Origin of the sequence: Acinetobacter sp. AR2-3 (genome assembly GCF_001878775.1) — a bacterium.
In the GTDB taxonomy this organism is placed as follows: Bacteria; Pseudomonadota; Gammaproteobacteria; order Pseudomonadales; family Moraxellaceae; genus Acinetobacter; species Acinetobacter lwoffii_D.
On record NZ_MJIQ01000001.1, the window covers coordinates 24,099 to 44,947 of the forward strand.

Annotated in this window: 20 protein-coding genes, 1 rRNA gene and 1 riboswitch; of the genes, 11 read left to right on the forward strand and 10 right to left on the reverse strand. The window is 42.4% G+C overall.

Annotated features, from left to right (window positions below):
* Positions 1-31 precede the first annotated feature (31 nt).
* Positions 32-1,246 carry an alkane 1-monooxygenase gene (locus BFN00_RS00115; RefSeq protein ID WP_071850096.1) on the reverse strand — a complete coding sequence of 405 codons (1,215 nt, stop codon included), beginning with the start codon at positions 1,244-1,246 and terminating at the stop codon, positions 32-34.
* Between the two features lie 188 nt (positions 1,247-1,434).
* Here BFN00_RS00115 and BFN00_RS00120 point away from each other — a divergent pair, with 188 nt between their 5' ends.
* Positions 1,435-2,385, forward strand: coding sequence for an AraC family transcriptional regulator (locus tag BFN00_RS00120; RefSeq protein ID WP_071850097.1), 951 nt, complete (start codon positions 1,435-1,437; stop codon positions 2,383-2,385).
* A 2-nt stretch (positions 2,386-2,387) separates the two neighbouring features.
* On the opposite strand, the gene lpxB is transcribed toward BFN00_RS00120, so the two are convergent.
* Positions 2,388-3,560, reverse strand: a complete 1,173-nt coding sequence (gene lpxB / locus BFN00_RS00125) for a lipid-A-disaccharide synthase (protein ID WP_071850098.1) — start codon at positions 3,558-3,560, stop codon at positions 2,388-2,390.
* Positions 3,561-3,948: 388 nt separating this feature from the next.
* On the opposite strand from lpxB, the gene BFN00_RS00130 reads away from it, so the two are divergent.
* From BFN00_RS00130 to BFN00_RS00140, 3 genes are all read left to right on the forward strand, one after another.
* Positions 3,949-4,839: a sulfite exporter TauE/SafE family protein gene (locus BFN00_RS00130; protein ID WP_071850099.1), complete on the forward strand. Its 891-nt coding sequence runs from the start codon at positions 3,949-3,951 to the stop codon at positions 4,837-4,839.
* Positions 4,840-4,966: 127 nt separating this feature from the next.
* Positions 4,967-6,058 (forward strand): 3-deoxy-7-phosphoheptulonate synthase, encoded by a 1,092-nt coding sequence (locus BFN00_RS00135; protein ID WP_213032097.1) that lies wholly within the window; start codon positions 4,967-4,969, stop codon positions 6,056-6,058.
* Between the two features lie 64 nt (positions 6,059-6,122).
* Positions 6,123-6,647, forward strand: coding sequence for a protein tyrosine phosphatase family protein (locus BFN00_RS00140; protein ID WP_071850100.1), 525 nt, complete (start codon positions 6,123-6,125; stop codon positions 6,645-6,647).
* Positions 6,648-6,649: 2 nt separating this feature from the next.
* Here BFN00_RS00140 and ispF read toward each other — a convergent pair whose 3' ends face one another.
* Positions 6,650-7,138, reverse strand: coding sequence for a 2-C-methyl-D-erythritol 2,4-cyclodiphosphate synthase (gene ispF, locus BFN00_RS00145; protein WP_005251989.1), 489 nt, complete (start codon positions 7,136-7,138; stop codon positions 6,650-6,652).
* A gap of 100 nt (positions 7,139-7,238) precedes the next feature.
* Between ispF and BFN00_RS00150 the strand changes: the two genes are divergently transcribed.
* Complete coding sequence (locus BFN00_RS00150) at positions 7,239-7,892, forward strand: A1S_1983 family putative colistin resistance protein (protein WP_005100107.1); 654 nt, start codon at positions 7,239-7,241, stop codon at positions 7,890-7,892.
* Positions 7,893-7,975: 83 nt separating this feature from the next.
* Here the strand turns inward: BFN00_RS00150 and BFN00_RS00155 are convergent, their stop codons facing one another.
* The 6 genes from BFN00_RS00155 to BFN00_RS00180 form a co-directional block, all read right to left on the reverse strand.
* Complete coding sequence (locus tag BFN00_RS00155; RefSeq protein WP_071850101.1) at positions 7,976-9,220, reverse strand: D-amino acid dehydrogenase; 1,245 nt, start codon at positions 9,218-9,220, stop codon at positions 7,976-7,978.
* Positions 9,221-9,355: 135 nt separating this feature from the next.
* Positions 9,356-9,443, reverse strand: a riboswitch (glycine riboswitch).
* A 298-nt stretch (positions 9,444-9,741) separates the two neighbouring features.
* Complete coding sequence (locus tag BFN00_RS00160; protein WP_071850102.1) at positions 9,742-10,650, reverse strand: AEC family transporter; 909 nt, start codon at positions 10,648-10,650, stop codon at positions 9,742-9,744.
* Positions 10,651-10,775: 125 nt separating this feature from the next.
* The gene (locus BFN00_RS00165) at positions 10,776-11,297 is read right to left on the reverse strand and encodes a GNAT family N-acetyltransferase (RefSeq protein ID WP_071850103.1); all 522 of its coding nucleotides are present in this window, start codon (positions 11,295-11,297) and stop codon (positions 10,776-10,778) included.
* 67 nt (positions 11,298-11,364) lie between these two features.
* On the reverse strand, positions 11,365-12,459 hold the full coding sequence (gene aroC, locus BFN00_RS00170; RefSeq protein WP_005106805.1) for a chorismate synthase: 1,095 nt from the start codon (positions 12,457-12,459) through the stop codon (positions 11,365-11,367).
* 13 nt (positions 12,460-12,472) lie between these two features.
* On the reverse strand, positions 12,473-13,480 hold the full coding sequence (gene prmB / locus BFN00_RS00175; RefSeq protein WP_005246127.1) for a 50S ribosomal protein L3 N(5)-glutamine methyltransferase: 1,008 nt from the start codon (positions 13,478-13,480) through the stop codon (positions 12,473-12,475).
* Positions 13,481-13,683: 203 nt separating this feature from the next.
* Positions 13,684-14,070, reverse strand: a complete 387-nt coding sequence (locus BFN00_RS00180) for a lysozyme inhibitor LprI family protein (protein WP_071850104.1) — start codon at positions 14,068-14,070, stop codon at positions 13,684-13,686.
* A gap of 201 nt (positions 14,071-14,271) precedes the next feature.
* Between BFN00_RS00180 and BFN00_RS00185 the strand changes: the two genes are divergently transcribed.
* The 6 genes from BFN00_RS00185 (at position 14,272) to BFN00_RS00210 (ending at position 20,184) form a co-directional block, all read left to right on the forward strand.
* Positions 14,272-14,580 (forward strand): hypothetical protein, encoded by a 309-nt coding sequence (locus BFN00_RS00185; RefSeq protein ID WP_004731213.1) that lies wholly within the window; start codon positions 14,272-14,274, stop codon positions 14,578-14,580.
* A gap of 160 nt (positions 14,581-14,740) precedes the next feature.
* Positions 14,741-16,117 (forward strand): ABC1 kinase family protein, encoded by a 1,377-nt coding sequence (locus BFN00_RS00190; protein WP_071850105.1) that lies wholly within the window; start codon positions 14,741-14,743, stop codon positions 16,115-16,117.
* Between the two features lie 246 nt (positions 16,118-16,363).
* The gene (locus tag BFN00_RS00195; RefSeq protein ID WP_171260746.1) at positions 16,364-17,650 is read left to right on the forward strand and encodes an acyl-CoA dehydrogenase family protein; all 1,287 of its coding nucleotides are present in this window, start codon (positions 16,364-16,366) and stop codon (positions 17,648-17,650) included.
* A 23-nt stretch (positions 17,651-17,673) separates the two neighbouring features.
* Complete coding sequence (locus tag BFN00_RS00200) at positions 17,674-18,873, forward strand: acyl-CoA dehydrogenase family protein (RefSeq protein WP_071850107.1); 1,200 nt, start codon at positions 17,674-17,676, stop codon at positions 18,871-18,873.
* Between the two features lie 113 nt (positions 18,874-18,986).
* Positions 18,987-19,478, forward strand: coding sequence for a GNAT family N-acetyltransferase (locus BFN00_RS00205; protein WP_005100090.1), 492 nt, complete (start codon positions 18,987-18,989; stop codon positions 19,476-19,478).
* A 124-nt stretch (positions 19,479-19,602) separates the two neighbouring features.
* Complete coding sequence (locus tag BFN00_RS00210; RefSeq protein WP_071850108.1) at positions 19,603-20,184, forward strand: lytic transglycosylase domain-containing protein; 582 nt, start codon at positions 19,603-19,605, stop codon at positions 20,182-20,184.
* A gap of 401 nt (positions 20,185-20,585) precedes the next feature.
* Here BFN00_RS00210 and rrf read toward each other — a convergent pair.
* Positions 20,586-20,700: ribosomal RNA gene (gene rrf, locus BFN00_RS00215) — 5S ribosomal RNA — on the reverse strand.
* Positions 20,701-20,849: the final 149 nt, after the last annotated feature.

Consider the following 20,849-nt stretch of genomic DNA (forward strand, 5'->3'; position numbering starts at 1 on the left):
CTTTATCGGCGCATTTTTATTTTGTAATTCATTAAGCTGTAGAGTTATTTACACCAAATTTTTTAAATAGCTTGGCACGCTTGGAAGGCAAGATATTAGCCTTACTTAAATCGCCCTGATAGTGCTGATATACCCGCTGATCCATGATTTTGTACCATAAAGGTGGAATCAAGGCTGGAATCAGCATGGTTGCATAACCGCTGGGTAATTCTGGCGCTTCATCAAAATGCCGCAACGCCTGAAATGGACGGCTTGGAAAAGCATGATGATCAGAATGGCGTTGTAACTGATACAAAAACAGATTAGTTACGATATTGTTGTTATTCCAGCTATGTTCCGGCAAGGTTCGCTCATAACTGCCATCCGCTTTCTGTCCACGTTTCAGTCCGTAGTGCTCGATATAATTCACAATCTCAAACAGGCTAACGCCATAAAATGCCTGTGTCAGTGTATAAGGAATAATTTTCTTGCCATACGCCTTTAGCATCAAGGCATGATAGCCGGCACTCATGGCCCAACCATGAAACAGCTCATTTTCCTGATTAAAGAATTTCAGTCCCTTACGCTCGAGCCGTCTTTTTTCAATCTGGATTGCAGATTTTGATCCGCCTATTACGGTACGTGGCCAGAAACGGTAAAAAGATTCACCCATTTTTGAAGATGCCGGATCTTCTGGTGTCGCCACCCGTTTATGGTGTCCATAAGGATGTTCGATCCGGAAATGGTTATAGCCCAAAGGCATCAGGCTGGCATGAGACCAGTAATGGTCTTTTTTCTGGGGACGATGGCTGAGTTCATGTGCGGTATTCACCCCCACACCATTAATCGCACCCATAGAAACTCCAAGCAGTACCTGATCCAACAAAGACACATTTGGCCGGCTTACGACATAACCGGCAAAGGCATTGGCTGCCATTTGCAAGGGAATAAATGCTTTTACAATGCGGTCATAATAAGGATCGTTAACCAGTGCCTTGATCTGCTCATCATTTGGGTTATTGGCATCATCGCCAATCAGTGCGTCCAATGTCGGAATGATTACATGCAGTAATAAAGGCCCGCCCATGGCAAAGATTTTTTGAGTGGCTTTGGGACCAAAATGATAACCAGCCAGAATTCCCATTCCGATCACAGGCAGACTTGGGCTGAGCAACCAGCCAAAACGTTTTTTATCCAGCTTTACACCTTTTAGTGCCGACGCTTCCTGCGTAAACTGCGCTTTCTGGATTTGTGCAGGGGCATTCATTGCGACCTTCCTTTTTTATGTTACTCTGCACTTATAGTTGAATATTTCAGCAGCAGCGAACAGTATTCAACGTCCAGAAAACCTATGTCAGCGTCTTTGGCACATGCTGCCAAATTCTGGCCTACAAGCACAAATTTAAAATATTTATAGTCAATTAAATGAAATAAAACAGAAGAATAGAGTTAGGCATGGATGCTTTAAGTAAAATTTTTGATGATATTCATCTGGAAAAATCGGAATATCTTTATCTGAATGTATTTCATCCAGGCGGCTTTGATTATCAGCATGAGCCTTTTATGCTGGCCTATATCCTGTTACAGGGACAGGCCCAATTAAAGTTTATGAATGGTGATCGGCTGGAGCTGCAGCAAGGTGATCTGGTGCTATTACCTGCAGGTTCTGCCCATCATGTTTCCTGCCCAGACAATGCCGATTTTTCTGAGCACCATGCGATTAATCCTTATTTTCAGAGCAATGCACAGCAATGTATTGATCTCAATCGGGAAAATTCGGCGGAGCATAGTTTCATACTGGCTATTCGTTCTAGCTTGGATATCCAGATGGCCAAACCTCTTTTGAGTGCATTACCTAAATACCTGCATATTCAACATATTCTGGGTGATACGGCGCCAGAATGGTTACAGGTTGGCTTGCAGTTTCTGGCACTGGAAACCCAGCAGCTTCGTCCCGGACGTGACAAGATTCTGGATCATCTGGTCAGTATTTTACTGATTGAATGCGTACGTGATTATATTTTAAACCTGGAAAATGCCTCGAGCTGGCTGAATGCTCTTTCGCATCCGGAACTATCCAATGCACTGGCGGCGATTCATGGCAAACCTGAACAGTCTTGGGCTGTAGAAAGTCTGGCCGAACAATGTCATATGTCACGTTCTAAATTCGCCCAGTTATTTACCCAGATTGTCGGTGAACCGCCCCTTGCCTATCTGCAACAGCACCGCCTGCGTCTGGCAGCGCAATATTTGAGAAATAGTGGATTTGGTATCCAGCAGATCGCTTATCTGGTTGGTTATTCATCCGAGACGGCGTTTAGTCAAAGTTTTAAAAAACAGTTTGAACAGACGCCGACCCAATACCGGCTGAATTGTCAGAAGAACCAGTCTTTATTACCAGACTAAAATTACTGGACTAATGCCAATACTGCTGTGACCGGATCTTCGCTATTGCCAGAAAGTAGCTGCTTGTGCATGGTGATATGCTGCATAACCTGAATCTGCGCTGCTTCAATATCCATCAGTTTTTCAATTTCAGCTGCCAGATTTTCAGGTGTAGCAGCGGATTGGATGAGTTCTTGAATCACTTTTTTGCCAGCAATAATATTTGGCAATGAAAAATAAGGGATTTTGACCAGTAGCTTCGCAATTCGATAGGTCAGCCAGTGCAATTTATAAAAAGTCACCATCGGACGGTGCAGCAACATCGCTTCAAGCGTTGCAGTTCCAGACGCCAGTGCAATAATATTGGATGCATTCATGACCTGACGGCCAATTTTGGATTCAGCGCTGGTATTTTCCATCAAGCGAATTTGGGTTTTTAAGCTCTCAGGATAAGTGGCCAGTAAACTTTCGATTTGCTGCTTGCGTGCATCATTAATCGCAGGAATCAGAAAGGTATAATCCGGATATTTGTGATGCAGAATATTAGCTGCATCCAGAACCAAAGGTCCCAAACACTCAATCTCGCCACGGCGGCTTCCCGGTAATAATGCAATATATTTCTGATGTGGATCGAGGCCTAATTCTGTCTGAGCCTCCAGAATTGGATTTTCAAGCGGCAATTGGCTAGCGAGCGGATGTCCGACAAAAGCTGCAGGAACATCCCATTTTTTAAAGAACGCTTTTTCAAATGGAAACAGGCACAGCACCAGATCAATACTGGCTTTAATGCCATGTATACGGCCTTGACGCCATGCCCAGACCGAAGGACTGACGTATTGCACGGTTTTAATCGGTAACTGTTTTTGTTTAATGGTTTTTGACAAACGCAGGTTAAAATCAGGCGCATCAATCCCGATAAAAATATCGACCGGATCTTTAGTCCAGGTTTCCACCAGACCATCCCGCACAGCAAACAGTTTTTTAATATCTTTTAAAACTTCGACAATGCCCATCACCGATAAAATATCCATCGGATAATAGCTTTTAAAGCCTTCCGCGATCATTTGTGGACCACCGATACCTTCAAATTCAGCATCAATACCTTGCTCACGAAAACGGCGAATCAATTTTGCGCCAAGCGTATCTCCAGAGACTTCACCGACCACGATTCCAATTTTAAGTTTTCGATTTAGCAAGTGGGTTTCCTCTCAGATCCGCATGGAAATTTATTGAATCGGGATTCTAACATAATCCTGTGCTTATTCAGGAACAAGCTTAAGCATCTTCTAATTTTAAGAAACTCACCATTTAGAATGACTTAGTCAATGATCGAGCTTGCATAACAAGAATTAAATCGACATTTACAGGTACATTCAATTAGACAGAAATGGGGGCAAATCGGACAGTTAAAATCAATCATCATATTCGCACTTTATACATAACCCAGTGAATAAACATGAAAGATTACCTAATATTCTTCACCTAGCTTTATCTTTTTTATGCATAAGTAAATCAATAATCAAGACAACGACTTATATCCGAAAGTCATAAGATATGCTCGTTTTTTGATTTTGGCATATATGCATGTTTGGTCCGATTGAATTTATTTTAGCAGGCGTTCTGGTAGGTTTTTGTGTAGGTGTCACCGGTGTCGGTGGTGGTTCATTAATGACGCCAATTCTCATCAGTTTATTCCGGATTGAACCGCATATCGCGATTGGTACTGACCTGCTCTATGCCGCGATTTCTAAATTCTGTGGCTCGTTTGTGCATGCCAAGAAAATGAATATTGTCTGGCCGATTGTGATCTGGCTGGCCGTTGGCAGTATTCCCGCATCTTTTGCAACACATTGGGTTCTTGATAACTATCTGAGCCAATCAACGCATTACAAGGCCGTCCTGACCATGGTATTGGGCTTTATGCTAACCATTACCGGCTTATCCATTCTGTTTCGTAACCAGATCGAAAATCTTTTTAATAAATACAGAAAACAAGAACTACCGGATATGACCCAAGATCTGGAAAAAGTAAAGCTGCAAGCCAAGGAAAAGCGCGTAGCCATTATCATCATGGGCATTATCTTGGGCATATTTGTCACGCTCTCTTCAGTGGGTGCCGGCGCATTTGGCATCATGGCACTTGTAGTGATGTTCCCGAATCTGCCGATGATTCGTATCATTGGCTCAGATGTTGTGCATGCAGTGTTACTGACCCTGGTTGCAGGGCTGGGTCATATGTCTTCAGGCAATGTCGATTTCATGCTACTCATGTGGTTATTGGTGGGTTCTATTCCGGCAATTATTGTGGGGACCTTGCTTAGTTCACGTATGCCGGAAAAACTGATCCGCAAAATTTTAGGTATCACCCTATTTGCCCTCGGTGTAAATTTCATGATTAATCCTGTGAAATCAAAACCGGCCCAACCTGCTGAAACAGCAATGATAATCATGAGCCAAAATTCCCCGTCCGTTTAAGTTAACTATCCGATTCATCACTTTTTTTTCAAAGAAGTATTCATCTTTTTTATAACAAAGTGACGCATCATTCATGTTATATTCGGGCTATTAAACAACCTTTTGTATGATCGAACCAGTGACGGCAATGAATACACAACAGTCAAATCCTATTTCAGCATCAGATATTGATGACGTGAATATCCACAGCATGATTCCTCTTGTAACCCCTGCCGAGCTTAAAGCAGAGTTACCGTTGACTGAAACTGCTTATCAAACCGTACTGCATGGTCGTGAAACGATTCGTAAAATTCTGGATGGTGAAGACAAACGCCTGTTCGTTGTAATTGGCCCTTGTTCTATTCACGATCCAGAGGCGGCGCATGAATATGCTGAGCGTTTAAAAGTGCTGAGCGAAAAAGTTAAAGACAGCTTATATATCGTGATGCGGGTTTATTTTGAAAAACCACGTACTACCGTAGGTTGGAAAGGTCTGATCAATGACCCAGACATGAATGATTCATTCAATATTGAAAAAGGTCTGCGTATCGGTCGCAAGCTATTACTTGAACTGAATGAAATGGGCTTGCCATGTGCCACTGAAGCACTTGATCCAAACTCGCCACAGTATTACCAAGACCTGATTTCATGGTCAGCGATTGGTGCACGTACCACAGAAAGCCAGACCCATCGTGAAATGTCTTCTGGTCTTTCTTCACCAGTCGGCTTTAAAAATGGTACTGACGGCGGTTTAACGGTCGCGACCAATGCGATGCAATCTGTGAAACATGGTCACAGCTTCCTCGGTCTGAATGATCAGGGTCAGGTGGCTGTGATTCGCACTTCAGGCAATCCTTATGCTCACGTGGTACTGCGTGGCGGTAATGGCAAACCGAACTACGATGCAGGCTCGGTTGCCGATGCAGAAGCTGCTCTAGCCAAGGCCAAAGTCAGCACCAAGATCATGATTGATGCCAGCCACGCCAACTCTAACAAAGACCCGTACCTGCAACCACTTGTACTTAAAAACATTTCCGAACAAATTCTTGATGGAAACAAGTCAATTGTTGGTATTATGGTAGAAAGTCATCTTAAGGGTGGTCGTCAGGACATTCCGGCGAACCTGAATGATATGGAATACGGTCAATCCGTTACGGATGGCTGTATCGACTGGGAAACGACTGAAAAAGTTTTACTCGACATGCATGAGGCATTGAAAGACATTTTACCTAATCGTTAAATGATCTGACCAACGCCATCGCCAAGATGGCGTTTGCATTTCTAGAACAAGGAAAATTTATCTGATGAATGATATTGAAACGGCATTAAGCCAGATTGAGAATTTTCAGTTCATACACGAACATCTGTTTAGCTCCGGTCAACCGACCACTGCCCAATTAAAGCTGATGAAAGAATACGGTGTATCTACTGTCATCAATGTGGCGCTAACCGATAGCGAACAGTATCTGCCACATGAAGATAAAATTTGCCTTGAGCTGGGACTGAACTATATTCAGGTTCCGATTTCCTGGGAAACCCCTTCAGACAATCAATGCCTGCTGGTACTGGATCTGATTGATCATCTGGTAAAAGAGCAAATGGTCTGGGTACATTGTTCGCAAAACTACCATGTCAGCTGTCTGATGTACTTATATCGTCAGTACTATATGGATATCGATATGCCTACAGCACAAGAACACTTGCATCAGATCTGGGAACCAAATGAAACCTGGACCGGTTTAATGCATGCGGTTGCCCTACAGCTACAAGGTCGTAAAGCAACGCAGGAACTGGAACTTTCCCTGATTAATCCAAATTATTTTGCCTGATTTTATTTACTGTGGCTTAACAGCACGGTTGCCATGGACATAATGCCTTCCTGACGACCGGTAAAACCTAACTGTTCAGTGGTGGTGGCTTTAATACTGATTTGAGTCACATCAACATCCAAGACATCTGCAATACTTTGACGCATCGCCAGATTGTGCTTAGCCAGTTTTGGACGTTCACAAGCCACGGTAATATCGGCATTATTCAGGCGATAACCACGATCCAGAATCAGCTGATAAACATGCTTGAGTAGTACCCGACTATCTGCACCTTTAAACTCAGGATCTGTATCCGGAAAATGCTGGCCAATATCTCCAAGCGCCAATGCACCCAACAAAGCATCACAGAGTGCATGCAGAACCACATCACCATCCGAATGTGCTTTCAGACCGTGAGTATGCGGAATTTGAATGCCTGCCAGAGTGACAAAATCACCTTCTTCAAATGCATGCACATCCAGACCCTGGCCAATACGAATTTGTGCAATCACCTTATACATCCTTTAGAAATAGCCCATTGAAATCTTGTACACTTGCTTTCTATTTCGCTATAGTTAGACCAAGCGTAACACAGTGAAAGTATAAGCGATCATGCTACTGAAAACTGATATAAATATGTTGAAAATAATTGGCCTGATGCTCGGTCTGGGGATGATTTCTACAGGTAGCTCGGCGATCACACTAAACTGTAGCGATGACAGCCAAAAAACGGCTGCCATGAATAAAGTCTGCTCAGCATCGCTGGCTGAATCTCGTGCAAAACTCGCAGACCAATACTTTACTGCTTTTCTGATTACCGATGCGCCTGTGCGCTTATTGCAAGATAGCCAACAATTATGGGCGACCCGTTTACAGCAATGCAAAACGCTAGACTGTTTTAAACAGCAGTTTGAATGGCGTTTAGATGATTTAAATGTCTATATTTCACTGAATCAAAGTCTGACCCAGCATTATATTAAGTTTGAACAGGGACAAATCGCCAAGCAGCCTGTACATCTCAAGATTCATCAACTGACCAAAGACCGGATCAAGATTGAAGGCCTAGCCTATCGTAATCCGAATAACCGGACCGAGAAACAGATCATTCCTTTTTTAGCCTATACTACGCCTGAGACAAAAAACCAGATCACCGATAACGAAAATGACTGCCGCTATGAGTTTAACTATAGTAAAGCCATTTTAGCGGTCAGTAGCCAGCAAAAAGGCTGTGAACGTTTTACCGGTATTTATCGACTATATGATTGATTTATTTTGAAAAATATTATAATTTATCGTTATATAAAATGAGATTTTTGGTGTAAAAAATAGCCCGCAAGCGGGCTATCAATTTAAGCAGGATAGTATTGCGCAATTTCCTGACTGATCATTGCAGCCGTTGCAGCTGATAAAGTCCAGCCCAGATGACCATGCCCGGTATTGTAAAAGACCCGCTCATGTTTGCCACGGCGTACCACAGGCATCATATTTGGCATCATGGGGCGTAAACCAGCCCAAGGCACGACATGTTCGGTACACAGATCAAAATTACGATTGGTCCAGTCAATTAAAGGTTGAATCCGGTCTGCACGAATATCCCGGTTATAGCCATTAAACTCGGCTGTTCCTGCAACACGCAAACGATCCTTGCCTAGACGTGACAAGACAATTTTGGCGCTTTCATCTAGCAGACTGACCCAAGGTGCGTTGTTTTGGCTCTGTTCATCATTCAGTTGCACGGTAATCGAGTAGCCTTTGACTGGATAGACATTGACCCGCTCACCAAGAATCTCAGCCAGTTGATAACTGCCAACCCCGGCACAGACCACAATGGCGTCTGCATTAATTTCTAGCACATCGTCTGAAGAGGAATGAACATTTTCAGTACTGGGTTTGCATTTAACCCGAATATTCTGAGGCTGATAATCAACAGCGAAAACATCTTGACCAAATTCGAATTTCACGCCTTTTTGCATACAGGCTTTGGCCAGACCGGCACTAAATTTATGAATATCCCCGGTGGCATCGCTCTGACAGTAAAATCCCGCATAATAATCGCCAGTTAATGCAGGTTCGATCTGCTTAATTTCTGCATTGGAAATTGCATTGCGCTCCAGACCACCGCTACACAACAGATCATTGACTTTGATCGCAACATCATAATCCGTTTTGTTATGATAAAAATGTAAAATGCCGCGTTTTTCTAAATTGAAATCAATATTTTCTGTTTCGGCAATTTCAAATAAGCGTGCTCTTGCCAGTAAAGCCAGCCGTACAGTCTCTCGGGTATTGGCTTCATAATGTTTGATATTGCCCAGAAATTCCATGAGCCAGCTGTATTTATGCACACTGAAAGAAGGATTGAGCAAAAGTGGTGCGGTTTTTTGTGACATCCATTTGATGCCTTTTAGTACCGTGGCTTTCTGGTTCCATACTTCGGCATTACAAGCAGAAAGCTGGCCGCCATTGGCAAAGGATGTTTCCATTGCCGGATAAAGATGCCGATCAACCACGGTCACTTGATAGCCTGATAGCACAAGCTCATAAGCTGTGGTTACTCCGGTAATACCGGCCCCAATCACCACGACATGACGCATAGACACCTCCTTGATTATATTGATGTCTTCTCCCATCTGTCATGTGTACCTGAGAGCTTCGGTAGATACATTGCACATCAATGCGGCCACCTTCCCCTTCGGTGAGTGATTCAACACTTCTCTCCAGAGTCTTTATCCATTATCACAGTCCTTTTGCCTGAGAGTTTCCTGGGACCTTGCTCCTTCGGCGAATGCAGAAGCATTTCTCTCCTGCAATAATGTTTTATTATCATGAGCAATTTATATACCATTTTTAGGAAAAACACAGTTTTTATTTATGTTAATTCACGTGAATTTATCTGTGATTCTTTTTTAATTAAGGGCATACATGTGTGATGGAGGATATTGCCTAGATATCAAATTTTTAGATTTTGCTGTCGTAAGTGAAACGAGTAAGTTCTACCTTTTATAAAATTCTAAGACTTATTTGCTTTTGACGCTTAAATAAAATTTAACCTTTTTTTTGCTTAGGCTATTTTAATAATTCAAAATGTAGAGTTTTCCTTATCCATTTTAGAATTTTAGATAAGCCAAGAAAGCATCAGTACTAAGCTTACTGCTGCGACCACTGTTTGTACACTGATAATACTGGCCATTAACTCGCTATCGCCGCCATATACCCGGGTTAAAACATACGAAGCTGAGGCGGTAGGAAGTGCAAAGAACAAGACCAAAACCTGAGTAGTTAATGCATCAATCTGGAAAATTTTACACACTAAAAATGCAATCAGCGGCATTCCGAACAGGCGGCCAAAGGTTATCAGGCTGAGTGGCAACACATCACGCTGAAAACCCTGAAACTGTAAGGCTGCTCCCACACACATCAAACCGAGCGGCAAACTGCACAGTGCAATCTGTTTAAGAAACTGCTCTGCTCCAGTCCAGAGTGACAAACCAGAAAGATTAAATAAACCACCCACAATACAGCCTAGAATTAATGGATTTTTAGACAAATCCAGGATGATTTTTTTCAGCTGCATATCGTGACTACGGGTAAATGCCAGCACCGATAAGATATTCACCAAAGGAATACACAGCACCATGATCACCGCGAAGATGGTCATACCTTGCTGATGAAATAAGGCACTAACAGCAGCAAGGCCAATATAGGTATTAAAGCGCAGCAAGCCCTGAACATAGACGCCGAAACGCGCATAAGATATCTGGTAAATATGACACAAAATATACAGTGCAATACTGACCACAGCCATTATACTAAATACGACAAGCACTACATCCTGAATGACATCCATTTGAATCTTGGCAGTGGCCAGATTTAAAAACAGCATCACCGGAAACAGTGCATAATAATTTAACTTTTCTGCGCCTCGCCAAAAATCATCACTCAACCATTGCCTGCGCTTAAGTAAATAGCCAAAGCTGATCAGTCCGATGAGAGGAAATAAAGAAGTTAAAATAATATGCAGCATATGACATCCTGGTCTGTTTTCTGCCTAATCTTAAGTCACTTAGACTGAACAGAAAACTTAGCATGTTCAGGAGCTTTCCCACTACTCAATTTAAGCAGTAAAAAGCTTGAATTTTCATCAACTAATCATATTGATTTGCTGATTTTTTCTAAAATCAGCAAATGTAACGGAATCAACGGTTCTCCGACATTTTGACCCAGTGGATATGCTTCAATCTTTTCAGTCAGCTGATAGCCACGGCGCTGATAATATGCCAGCAGTTCAATACGGACATTTAATACTGACATCTGAATCACTTTCTTTTTAAATATTTCGAAAATATGGGATTCGGCAAAGTCCAATAATTGCTTGCCATAACCCGAGTTTTGCTCAGCAGGTGCAACAGCAAAGCTTCCAATCTCTGCTACTTGCTGTCCTAAGCTCACGCCAATACAACCAAGAAGCTTATTATCAATTTCCAACACAAAGAGCTGAAAATTTTCTAAATTGAGCAAGTCATATAACTGTTTTTCTTGAATACGATTACCCTGGATCATTCCTGCTTCAGTCGTCCATCCACCCGGAGTACGATAAGCTGTATTAATCAGCATAGTAAGTTGCTGAACATCAGCTTTGCTCGCCAATCGTATATTTTTATAGTGATTCATTTTATAAATAAAAAAAGTCAGACTGGAGTCTGACTTTAAAACAATTTCACTTTAAAGTTAAAGCAAATTATTTAGGTTCAATCGGTGCAAATGGCGCAACAACATCGGCATTTTGCGCACGGTGACGCATGAAGTGATCCATCAGCACAATCGCCAGCATCGCTTCAGCAATCGGGGTTGCACGCACACCTACGCAAGGATCATGACGACCTTTGGTCAACACATCAGTATCTTCACGATCAATATTGATGGTTTTACCTGGCGTGGTGATAGATGCAGTCGGTTTCAACGCAATCGCAACACGGATGTCTTGACCGCTAGAAATACCACCTAAAATACCGCCAGCATGATTGGCCAGGAAGCCTTCTGTGGTGAGTTCATCACGGCTTTCATGACCAAACTGTTCAGCGACACCAAAACCATCACCGATTTCGACACCTTTAACGGCATTAATCGACATCATGGCATGCGCAATATCAGCATCCAGACGATCAAAGACTGGCTCGCCCCAACCGACTGGCACTTTAGATGCAATGATCTCCAGTTTAGCGCCACAACTGGTACCTTGCTCACGCAAAGACGTCACTAGCGCTTCAAAACGCGGTACTGCATCCACATCGCCACAGAAAAACGGATTGTTTGGAACTTCGTTCCAGTCCAGTTTCTCTGCTTTTTCTGTACCGATCTGGGTTACATGACCGCGAATCTCAATACCAAATTTCTCGAAAAGGAATTTCTTGGCAATTGCACCCGCTGCAACACGCATTGCTGTTTCACGCGCACTTGAACGCCCGCCGCCACGGTAGTCACGAAAACCATACTTCTGGGTATAGGTATAGTCGGCATGACCCGGGCGGAAAGTCTGCGCGATATTGCCGTAGTCTTTCGATTTTTGATCCGTATTACGAATCAACAAACCAATTGAAGTACCGGTGGTTTTACCCTCAAACACACCGGAAATAATTTCTACTTCATCTGGTTCTTTACGCTGGGTTGCAAATTTCGATGTACCCGGCTTACGGCGGTCCAGATCCTTTTGCAAATCAGCTTCAGTCAGCTCAATGCCGGGTGGAACCCCATCGATGATGGCCATCAGGCCAACACCATGAGATTCACCACAAGTCGTTACACGGAACAGTTGCCCTATACTATTACCTGCCATGTCAAACGACTCCTTATGCAATAGACTGAATAAATAAATCACGGTAGGTACGGCATTGTTCTGCAGTCAATGCAAAGATACCCGTACCACCTTTCTGGAATTGCAACCAGTAGAAATCAACCGAATTGAAGTTTTGGCGCATTGCCCATTCTGAGTTACCCACTTCGATCACGATCAGGCCATTCTCAGTCAGATAATCTGCAGCTTGAGCCAGCATTTTACGTACCAGATCCAGACCATCCTGACCTGCAGCAAGCGCAAGCTCAGGCTCATGATGGAATTCCTCAGGCAAATCAGCCATATCTTCCGCATCGACATACGGCGGATTAGATACGATTAAATCGTATTGATTTTCGGCTGGAATTTTTTCGAACAAATCCGATTCAAGCAATGCGATCTGATATTGCTTGTCATGATGCTCAGTATTGATTTGCGCAACTTCTAAGGCTTCTTTGGAAATATCAGTCGCATCCACTTCCGCTTCAGGGAAAGCATAAGCCAAGGCAATCGCGATACAGCCTGAACCGGTACACATATCTAGAATACGTTGAGGCGTCTTTGGATTCGGGTTTTCCGGCAAGTTGTTGACTGCCTCACCCATTTGACCATGTTCGCCCAGGAAATACGGGGCAAAACGGTTCTGAATCAGTTCAGCAATCGGTGAACGAGGGATTAGCACGCGCTCATCAACGTAATAAGGTTTACCGTCGAAGTAAGCCAGGTTCAATAAATATGAAGTTGGTACTTTTTCATTAATACGGCGTTCCAGCAGACTTAAAAATTCGGCTTTTTCACTTGGTAATAATTTGGCATCTAAAATTTCAGCGTCCGCTTTCCATTCTAGCGACAGGGTTTGCAGCACTAGCGCTGAACTTTCAGCAAAATAATCTTCTGTGCCTTGGCCCAAATGTGCATCGTATTGACGTAATGCTGTCACACCAAAACGAATAAAATCACGAATGGTGGTTAAATTTTCAGCGGCTTCCTGCATATGTTCAGGGCTAATAGTCGGTCGATCCACTTAAGGCGTCTCCAAGGTCATTTTTTTAAACGCCTTATGATACCTTGTTTTGCCTGCTTTTATAATGCTAAAGCATGAAAAACACGAATTCTCTACGCCCACAAAAATTATAAAATTCCTGTTTTTGTAAGCGATTATGCAGATAAATGTTTACTTTATTCAGGGATGTTTCTGTTAAATGCCGATGCTAATACTATGATGATTTATCGAAAACCGGACGCATAAGAACGAGATTGATAAAGATTAGCCTGATCCATGATCAAAGCCAGCATACATTGACCCTGTTGCTGCTTGGCATATTTTCCTGACATTCTAAAGTTACATTGCTGGGACAGTTTACGCTCCCACAATACATGCTGACTGCGAATGGCGGCGGTCTGGTTCGGATTCAATTTAAGATAAGTTTTATAGTTTTTCTTCAGACGTTTATTATGAACTTTCAGCTCTTTTTCCAAGCATTTTTCAGCTTTGGGTGTATTACCATAACTAAAATTCATGCACTGTGTATATTCCTTAGAATACCCAACAGCAGCTTGTGTCTGAACCGAAGTACCCGCAAAAATTGCAACTAAAAACCATGCAAGACGCATAACTTCCCCTTGACCGAAACCGGTACAATCCCAATAAATGTTTAACAATCAATATTGTTTAAATTATCCACTGATATTAACGCAGTCCGGACAAAAATCCTATGCCTTTCTCGGAATGAAAGATTAAAACAGTTGCACAATTGAAAATTGGCCCATGACCCACATATAATCCGCATTCAATCTTCAAATGAGCCCAGATCTATGAGCTATAAGCACAATAATCTTATGGCGATGCGCCAGAATTACTGGAATGATAAAGCCTCCAGTCAGGTGCAGCAAGAAAAGGTATTTTTGCAGTCGACCTTAGTGCAACATGGCGTATTTACCGATGCGACATTGGACGATGCTAAATATCTGTTTTTTGGCTTGCCAAGTATTGTGATTGTAAAAGGCTATGCTTTGGGCTTCATGCATGACAGCGTACAGCGCCTGATTCATCAACATATTCAAACAAATAAACAACAGTTACAACAACGATCCGAATTAAAAATCCAATTTCAAATGGCATAATGCCCTGTCTAAACTGATACAAGTTGGTGAATAAATGAAAGCTTGCCTAGCTTTTACTATGAATTCAGCGGCTTAAACTTTTTTAATACGTGCAGAAACGCTACTATCCCTTACAATGATTTATTCTGCTTCATGCTGATGATGAAAGGATCGAGTTTACATGTCAGATCAGAACGATAAGCTTAAACAACTGAAAACCTCCTCTATGGATCGACGCTTATCGATCGCAAAGGCATCCTTGCTGGCAGGCACGCGTTGGGCGGCTTCTAGTGCAAGCTCCATGTTCTCAAGTGAAGAAGAAAAAGAACAGAAACGTAAAAAAGCCATGAAAGAACAGGCTGATTATCTGGTGGCAGAAATTGGCAAGCTAAAAGGTTCTATCGTTAAAATTGGCCAGATGATGGCACTGTATGGTGAGCATTTTCTGCCAGAAGAAGTCACTCAAGCTCTAAATACCCTGAACAATCAGACGGTGGCATTGGCATGGCCAGCCATCAAGACCCAGTTACAGCAACAACTCGGTTCAAAACTCGACGATCTCACCATTGATCATGAACCTTTGGGCACAGCTTCTTTGGCACAGGTACATCGCGCTACCCGAAAATCTGATGGCATGGAACTGGTGTTAAAAATTCAGTATCCGGGTGTGGCAGAAGCCATTGATTCGGATATGAGCCTGTTTAAAAACATGCTGAAATTGACTCGCATCGTGCCGCAGACCCGCGAATTCGACCAGTGGTTCGATGAAGTCCGTGAGATGATGCACCGTGAAGTAAATTATCAGATTGAAGCAGATACCACGCGTCGTTTTGCGGCGCGTTTAAAAGATGATCCTCGTTATATCGTCCCAACCATTATTAATGAATATTGCTCAGATCGTGTGCTATGCATGACTTTTGAACGTGGTGTGCCGATCAATAGCCCGGTAATGTTATCCCTGCCCCAAGAACGCCGCAACCTGTTAGGTGAAGCGTCACTGGAAATTGCAGTGCGTGAAATCTTCGAATGGGGCGAGATGCAAACCGATCCGAACTTTGGTAATTATCTGGTTCGTCTGGGCAATGGCGCAGATGTGCACGACAAGATCATTCTGCTCGACTTTGGCGCGATCCGCCAGTTTGACCAGCATCTGCTCAGTGTTGCGCGTAACCTGATCCAGGCAGGCTATCATCATGACTCGGATATGATGGTCAAGGCGATGACTGGTTATGAGTTTTTTGATTCGATTCCGCAAAGCATCAAACCGGATATGGCCAAAGTCTTTTTACTGGCCACCGAAGCGTTTAGTTCACCGCTAAATAATCAAGAATTGCCAGCTGGCATCATGGATGAACATAATCGCTATGACTGGAAAAAAAGCCAGCTGCATAGCCGTGTGATGCAACAGGCATCGAGATCTATGGCTTCACGTTATTTCAGTGTTCCACCCAAAGAATTTATGTTTATTAGCCGTAAATTTATTGGTGCCTATACCTTTATGACCGTGATTGATGCCAAAACCAATGTGCGTGCCATGATTAGACATCATCTCTCTTAAAATAAAATCTGCATCAAAAAGACCCGGATGATTTTGTCATTCGGGTCAATTTTTAGACATATTCGATTTTTTATATTTTTATCTTTCTTTTATTTTTCATTAATTTATTCCTCCATTTCTTCAATCCCCGAAACCTAAAAATTGTCAATCATTCGTGTCAGGGATGACATGGTTTTATCTCTGAGTGCATGTCAGTATTAAAAAAAATGACGTGACAACACCTTTAGGATAATCAGAATGAATAATATGGTGAATAAAGCCCAAGGATTTGGCTTGTCCATACTGACCAAAATCGCGGGTAGCGAAGTATTAGACCAATTAAAACTGCGTAAATTTGTTGAAAAATCGCTTTATCAAAGTTCAAAAGCAGGATTCAAAACACTGAGTCAAACCCAGAAAATCCTGAAATCTGGCCAGAAGATTCAAAAACAACGTCTCCCGCATCAGTCTAAATCCTTATTTGATCTAAACCTGACTGAAGAGCAGCAAATGACCTGTAATGCCATGCAGCAATTTGCCCAAGAGGTGCTGTATCCCTTGGCGCATAATGCAGATCAGCATGAATTATTTCCCCATGAACTCTCGCAATACAGCACTGATTTAGGTTTGAATTTCTATGCCCTGCCTGAAGCATTGGGGGGCGTTGCATCGGAACAGAATATCGTCAGCAATATTTTAATCGCTCAACATTTGGCTCAGGGTGATTTCAGTCTGACGGCTGGCTTACTTTCGACTTTTAGTGTCATTAACGCCATTACCCGCTGGGGCTCAGAGCAGATTCAGGCAGAATATCTGGGCGCTTTCGCAGAGAATCCTGAGTTAAAGGCCACCTTTGCAGTACAGGAAAAAACAGCAGCGTTTAACCCGGAGCAACTTAAAACCAAGGCTGTTGCACATCAGGGACATTATCTAATTCTGGGTGAAAAGACCTTAGTGCTCTTGGGAGAAAGTGCCGATCTGTATCTGGTCAGTGCTGATCTGGATGGCAGAGCTGAGGTCTTTGTGGTGCAACGCGACAGTACCATCACTGCGAAAAAATCGCCGGCTATGGGTTTAAAGGCCACTGAAACCGTTACGCTCAAATTTGAAAATACTCCAGCTCAACGTCTGGGAGATAAAGATTTTGATTATGCAGCTTTTGTTGATCTGGGTAATTTAATGTGGTGTGCGATGGCGGTGGGCACCTGTGAAGCAGTCAAAAAATACTGTGTGCAATACGCCAATGACCGTATTGCCTTTGGCGAACCGATTTCTCATCGTCAGAGTGTCGCCTTTATGATTGCTGATATGGCCATTGAAATTGACGCTATGCAAATGTTGATCATGAATGCCGCTAGTCTGGCTGAATCGGGACAAAACTTTCATCGTGAAGCCTATCTGGCCCGTCTGCTCTGCGCAGAAAAATCCATGAAAATCGGCACCGATGGTGTACAGATTTTGGGTGGTCATGGTTTCACCAAAGAACATCCGGTAGAACGCTGGTATAGAGACCTGAGAGCCACTGCCATTCTCCATTCTGGCTTGCATGCCTGATCAAAACATAAAGAAGAACAATAATGAATCTACAAACTCCAAAAAAATTCAAGCTTTTGATTGATCAAGCACATGAAGTTGCCCTCAATGTTTTGCGCCCTATTTCACGTAAATATGACAAGGCTGAACACGCTTATCCGATAGAGCTAGACATGCTCGCTTCAGTCGTGGATGGCATGAACCAAGGTAGTGAAGGCATGAATGCAGGTGCAGCAGTCAATAAACGTGGCGATGCAGACAGCAGCAATAAAAATGGCATTAATATGTCTACCGCCCTGAGCATTATTGAAATGTGTTATGGCGATACTGGTTTATTACTTTCGATGCCACGTCAAGGATTAGGAAACTCAGCCATTGCAGCCGTTGCCAATGAGGAACAATTACAGCGTTTTCACGGGGCTTGGGCAGCCATGGCGATTACCGAGTCAGGCTGTGGTTCAGACTCTGCGGCGATTCGTACCACTGCGACTAAAGACGGTGATGACTATATTCTGAATGGTGAGAAGATTTTTGTAACATCCGGAGATCGTGCTGATGCAGTGGTCGTTTGGGCCACTCTGGATAAAAAGCTGGGACGATCAGCCATTAAATCATTTGTGGTGACCAAAGGTACTCCAGGAATGAAGGTTGAACGACTGGAACATAAATTAGGGATTAAATCATCCGATACTGCCACGATTAGCTTTATCAACTGTCGAGTACCTGCAGCAAACCTGCTCGGTCATGCAGAAATCGATGTTGCTAAAGGCTTTGCTGGCGTGATGGAAACCTTTGATAATACTCGCCCGCTGGTCGCCGCCATGGCGATTGGTTGTGCGAAAGCCTCGCTGGAACGCATCAAGGAGATTTTTAAGGATCAGCTGGACTCCACTTATGCCACACCGTATTTACAAAGCTCTAATATCGCAGCACAAATCTATCATATGGAAGCTGAATGGGAAGCAGCACGCTTGCTGATGCTGAAAGCCGCCTGGATGGCCGATAATCACAAACCAAATTCACGTGAAGCATCTATTGCCAAAGCCAAGGCCGGTCGGATCGGTAATGAAATTACCTTAAAATGTGTCGAACTGGCAGCAGCCATTGGTTATAACGAAACTGAACTTTTGGAAAAATGGGCGCGTGATTCCAAGATTCTGGATATTTTTGAAGGCACCCAGCAAATTCAGCAACTGATTATTGCCCGTCGGGAATTAGGAAAATCATCGAGCGAATTAAAATAATGATTGCTCATTAAATAGCGAATTAAACTTATCTAAATTGAATAAACGATGGCTTTTTTAAGCATTTAGCGTTATAAAAATTCATCGTTTTTTCAAAATAAAATCAGTCCAATATGTACTCTATTCGTCCCATTCAGCCTGAAGATAATGCTCAAATTGCAAGCATTATTCGTGGTGTTTCCCAAGAGTTTGGACTGGCAGCAGAATCTGGTTTTGCCGTAGGTGATTCTATTCTAGATGAACTATATCAAGTTTATCAGCAACCGGAATCAGCTTACTGGGTTGTTGTAGATCAACAAAATAAAATTTACGGTGGTGGTGGAATTGCGCCCTTAAAAGGTGATGCAACTATTTTAGAAATTCAGAAGATGTACTTTTTACCTGAAATCCGTCAGCAGGGTTTTGCCAAGAAAATTTTAGAATTATCCTGTGAATTTGCACAGGCTCATCAGATTAAGTCAGTCTATCTAGAAACAACTAAAGCGCTTTGGCAAGCGGTGAAACTTTATGAAAAATTAGGTTTTCAGCATCTTGATCATCCTCAAGGCAATACCGGACATAGTGAAGCCTGTGAAATCTGGATGCTGAAAAACCTTTCAACTTAGAGATTTTTTAGTAGATAGATAAAATTTGTACATTAATAAAGTGCTTTCATCAGCAGCAAGCTTGACTCTTGTATATAGGCTGCCTAACATCAAAATACGTTTATTCAGGCATGGAATTCACAGTTTGTTTTTTTCTCATCTATTAAATCCAATTAAATCTAAATGTTCACTATTTAATTCTCATTCTTTTAAATTTTCTTCTATTTTATTGAGCACTTTTCTTTTTGTGGGTTGCTCATCCTTGGGCGGAGGGCCGGTAGAAAAGCGCGCAGCTAAACTATCTAAAGGCATTCAAACTGCTTATTCCACCCCATCCAGTACAGCTAATCGTGTTTCACCTTTAATTGTTCAACATGCACAAAATCAGGGTGTAGATCCGCTTCTAGTGGCGGCTGTGATCCGTCAGGAATCTACTTATCGTAGCCAGGCAACTTCGCCAGCAGGTGCGGTAGGCTTGATGCAAGTGATTCCGAGATATTGGCAACAAACTTGTCCAGGTGATTTATACAATGAAAGCAGTAATATCCAATGTGGTACATATATTCTTTCTAAATATAATCAATCATCCGGTGACTGGAAGAAAGCGCTTGCCTATTATAATGTAGGTCCATCGGGTTATGAAAATAATCGTAAAATGCGTAAACAAGGTAAACGTTATGCCAAACAAGTAAAACAGCATAAAAAAATGCTGAAAGACTCTCTATAATTACTGATTTAAGCTAATTAAATTAATAATGCTTAGGCTATTTGATGTAAAGCTTTGATAATTAGTAGTTATTAAATAATACCTATTGAAATTTCTGCTATGAAAGCATATTTAGAAAATATTAACTACAGTCGTGATATGCGTGTTCGGTAAAAATACCCTGCCATAAAAAACCAGCGATTCGCTGGTTTTTTATGTGCCAAAATTTACAAGATCAGCTTGTAAACTCTTATAGCGCTAGTTTTACAGAGATCCCAATAGGTCAAACAAATTAACAGGAATTCTCTGTCTCAGAAGAATCTGATCAACTTTGAGATATAGATATGTTAAATATCTTATCTAAAATTCCACGCACAAAAAAATCCCCCTCTGCCTTAGCGGAGGGGGATTTTGGAATAATGAGCTGGCGATGACTTACTCTCACATGGGTAATCCCACACTACCATCAGCGCTAAGAGGTTTCACTTCTGAGTTCGGGAAGGGATCAGGTGGTTCACTCTTGCTATGGTCGCCAGCACAACTGTTTATGGATACTTGCTAGGTCTTACGTTTTGCCTTGCTTTCTACCAAATAGAATTCATTAACAGATTTATCTGAGTTGGGTATTTTGTTCTTTAGCGTTCACTAAATCAAGCTGTTTTGCTTAATATCGAATCAATCGATCC

Excerpts from the sequence above, each read along its gene's own strand:
- BFN00_RS00115 (WP_071850096.1), bottom strand. The coding sequence starts at position 1,246 with ATGAATGCCCCTGCACAAATCCAGAAAGCGCAGTTTACGCAGGAAGCG.
- BFN00_RS00120 (WP_071850097.1), top strand. The coding sequence starts at position 1,435 with ATGGATGCTTTAAGTAAAATTTTTGATGATATTCATCTGGAAAAATCG.
- BFN00_RS00130 (WP_071850099.1), top strand. The coding sequence starts at position 3,949 with ATGTTTGGTCCGATTGAATTTATTTTAGCAGGCGTTCTGGTAGGTTTT.
- BFN00_RS00135 (WP_213032097.1), top strand. The coding sequence starts at position 4,967 with ATGAATACACAACAGTCAAATCCTATTTCAGCATCAGATATTGATGAC.
- BFN00_RS00140 (WP_071850100.1), top strand. The coding sequence starts at position 6,123 with ATGAATGATATTGAAACGGCATTAAGCCAGATTGAGAATTTTCAGTTC.
- BFN00_RS00150 (WP_005100107.1), top strand. The coding sequence starts at position 7,239 with ATGCTACTGAAAACTGATATAAATATGTTGAAAATAATTGGCCTGATG.
- BFN00_RS00155 (WP_071850101.1), bottom strand. The coding sequence starts at position 9,220 with ATGCGTCATGTCGTGGTGATTGGGGCCGGTATTACCGGAGTAACCACA.
- BFN00_RS00160 (WP_071850102.1), bottom strand. The coding sequence starts at position 10,650 with ATGCTGCATATTATTTTAACTTCTTTATTTCCTCTCATCGGACTGATC.
- BFN00_RS00165 (WP_071850103.1), bottom strand. The coding sequence starts at position 11,297 with ATGAATCACTATAAAAATATACGATTGGCGAGCAAAGCTGATGTTCAG.
- aroC (WP_005106805.1), bottom strand. The coding sequence starts at position 12,459 with ATGGCAGGTAATAGTATAGGGCAACTGTTCCGTGTAACGACTTGTGGT.
- BFN00_RS00180 (WP_071850104.1), bottom strand. The coding sequence starts at position 14,070 with ATGCGTCTTGCATGGTTTTTAGTTGCAATTTTTGCGGGTACTTCGGTT.
- BFN00_RS00185 (WP_004731213.1), top strand. The coding sequence starts at position 14,272 with ATGAGCTATAAGCACAATAATCTTATGGCGATGCGCCAGAATTACTGG.
- BFN00_RS00190 (WP_071850105.1), top strand. The coding sequence starts at position 14,741 with ATGTCAGATCAGAACGATAAGCTTAAACAACTGAAAACCTCCTCTATG.
- BFN00_RS00195 (WP_171260746.1), top strand. The coding sequence starts at position 16,364 with ATGGTGAATAAAGCCCAAGGATTTGGCTTGTCCATACTGACCAAAATC.
- BFN00_RS00200 (WP_071850107.1), top strand. The coding sequence starts at position 17,674 with ATGAATCTACAAACTCCAAAAAAATTCAAGCTTTTGATTGATCAAGCA.
- BFN00_RS00205 (WP_005100090.1), top strand. The coding sequence starts at position 18,987 with ATGTACTCTATTCGTCCCATTCAGCCTGAAGATAATGCTCAAATTGCA.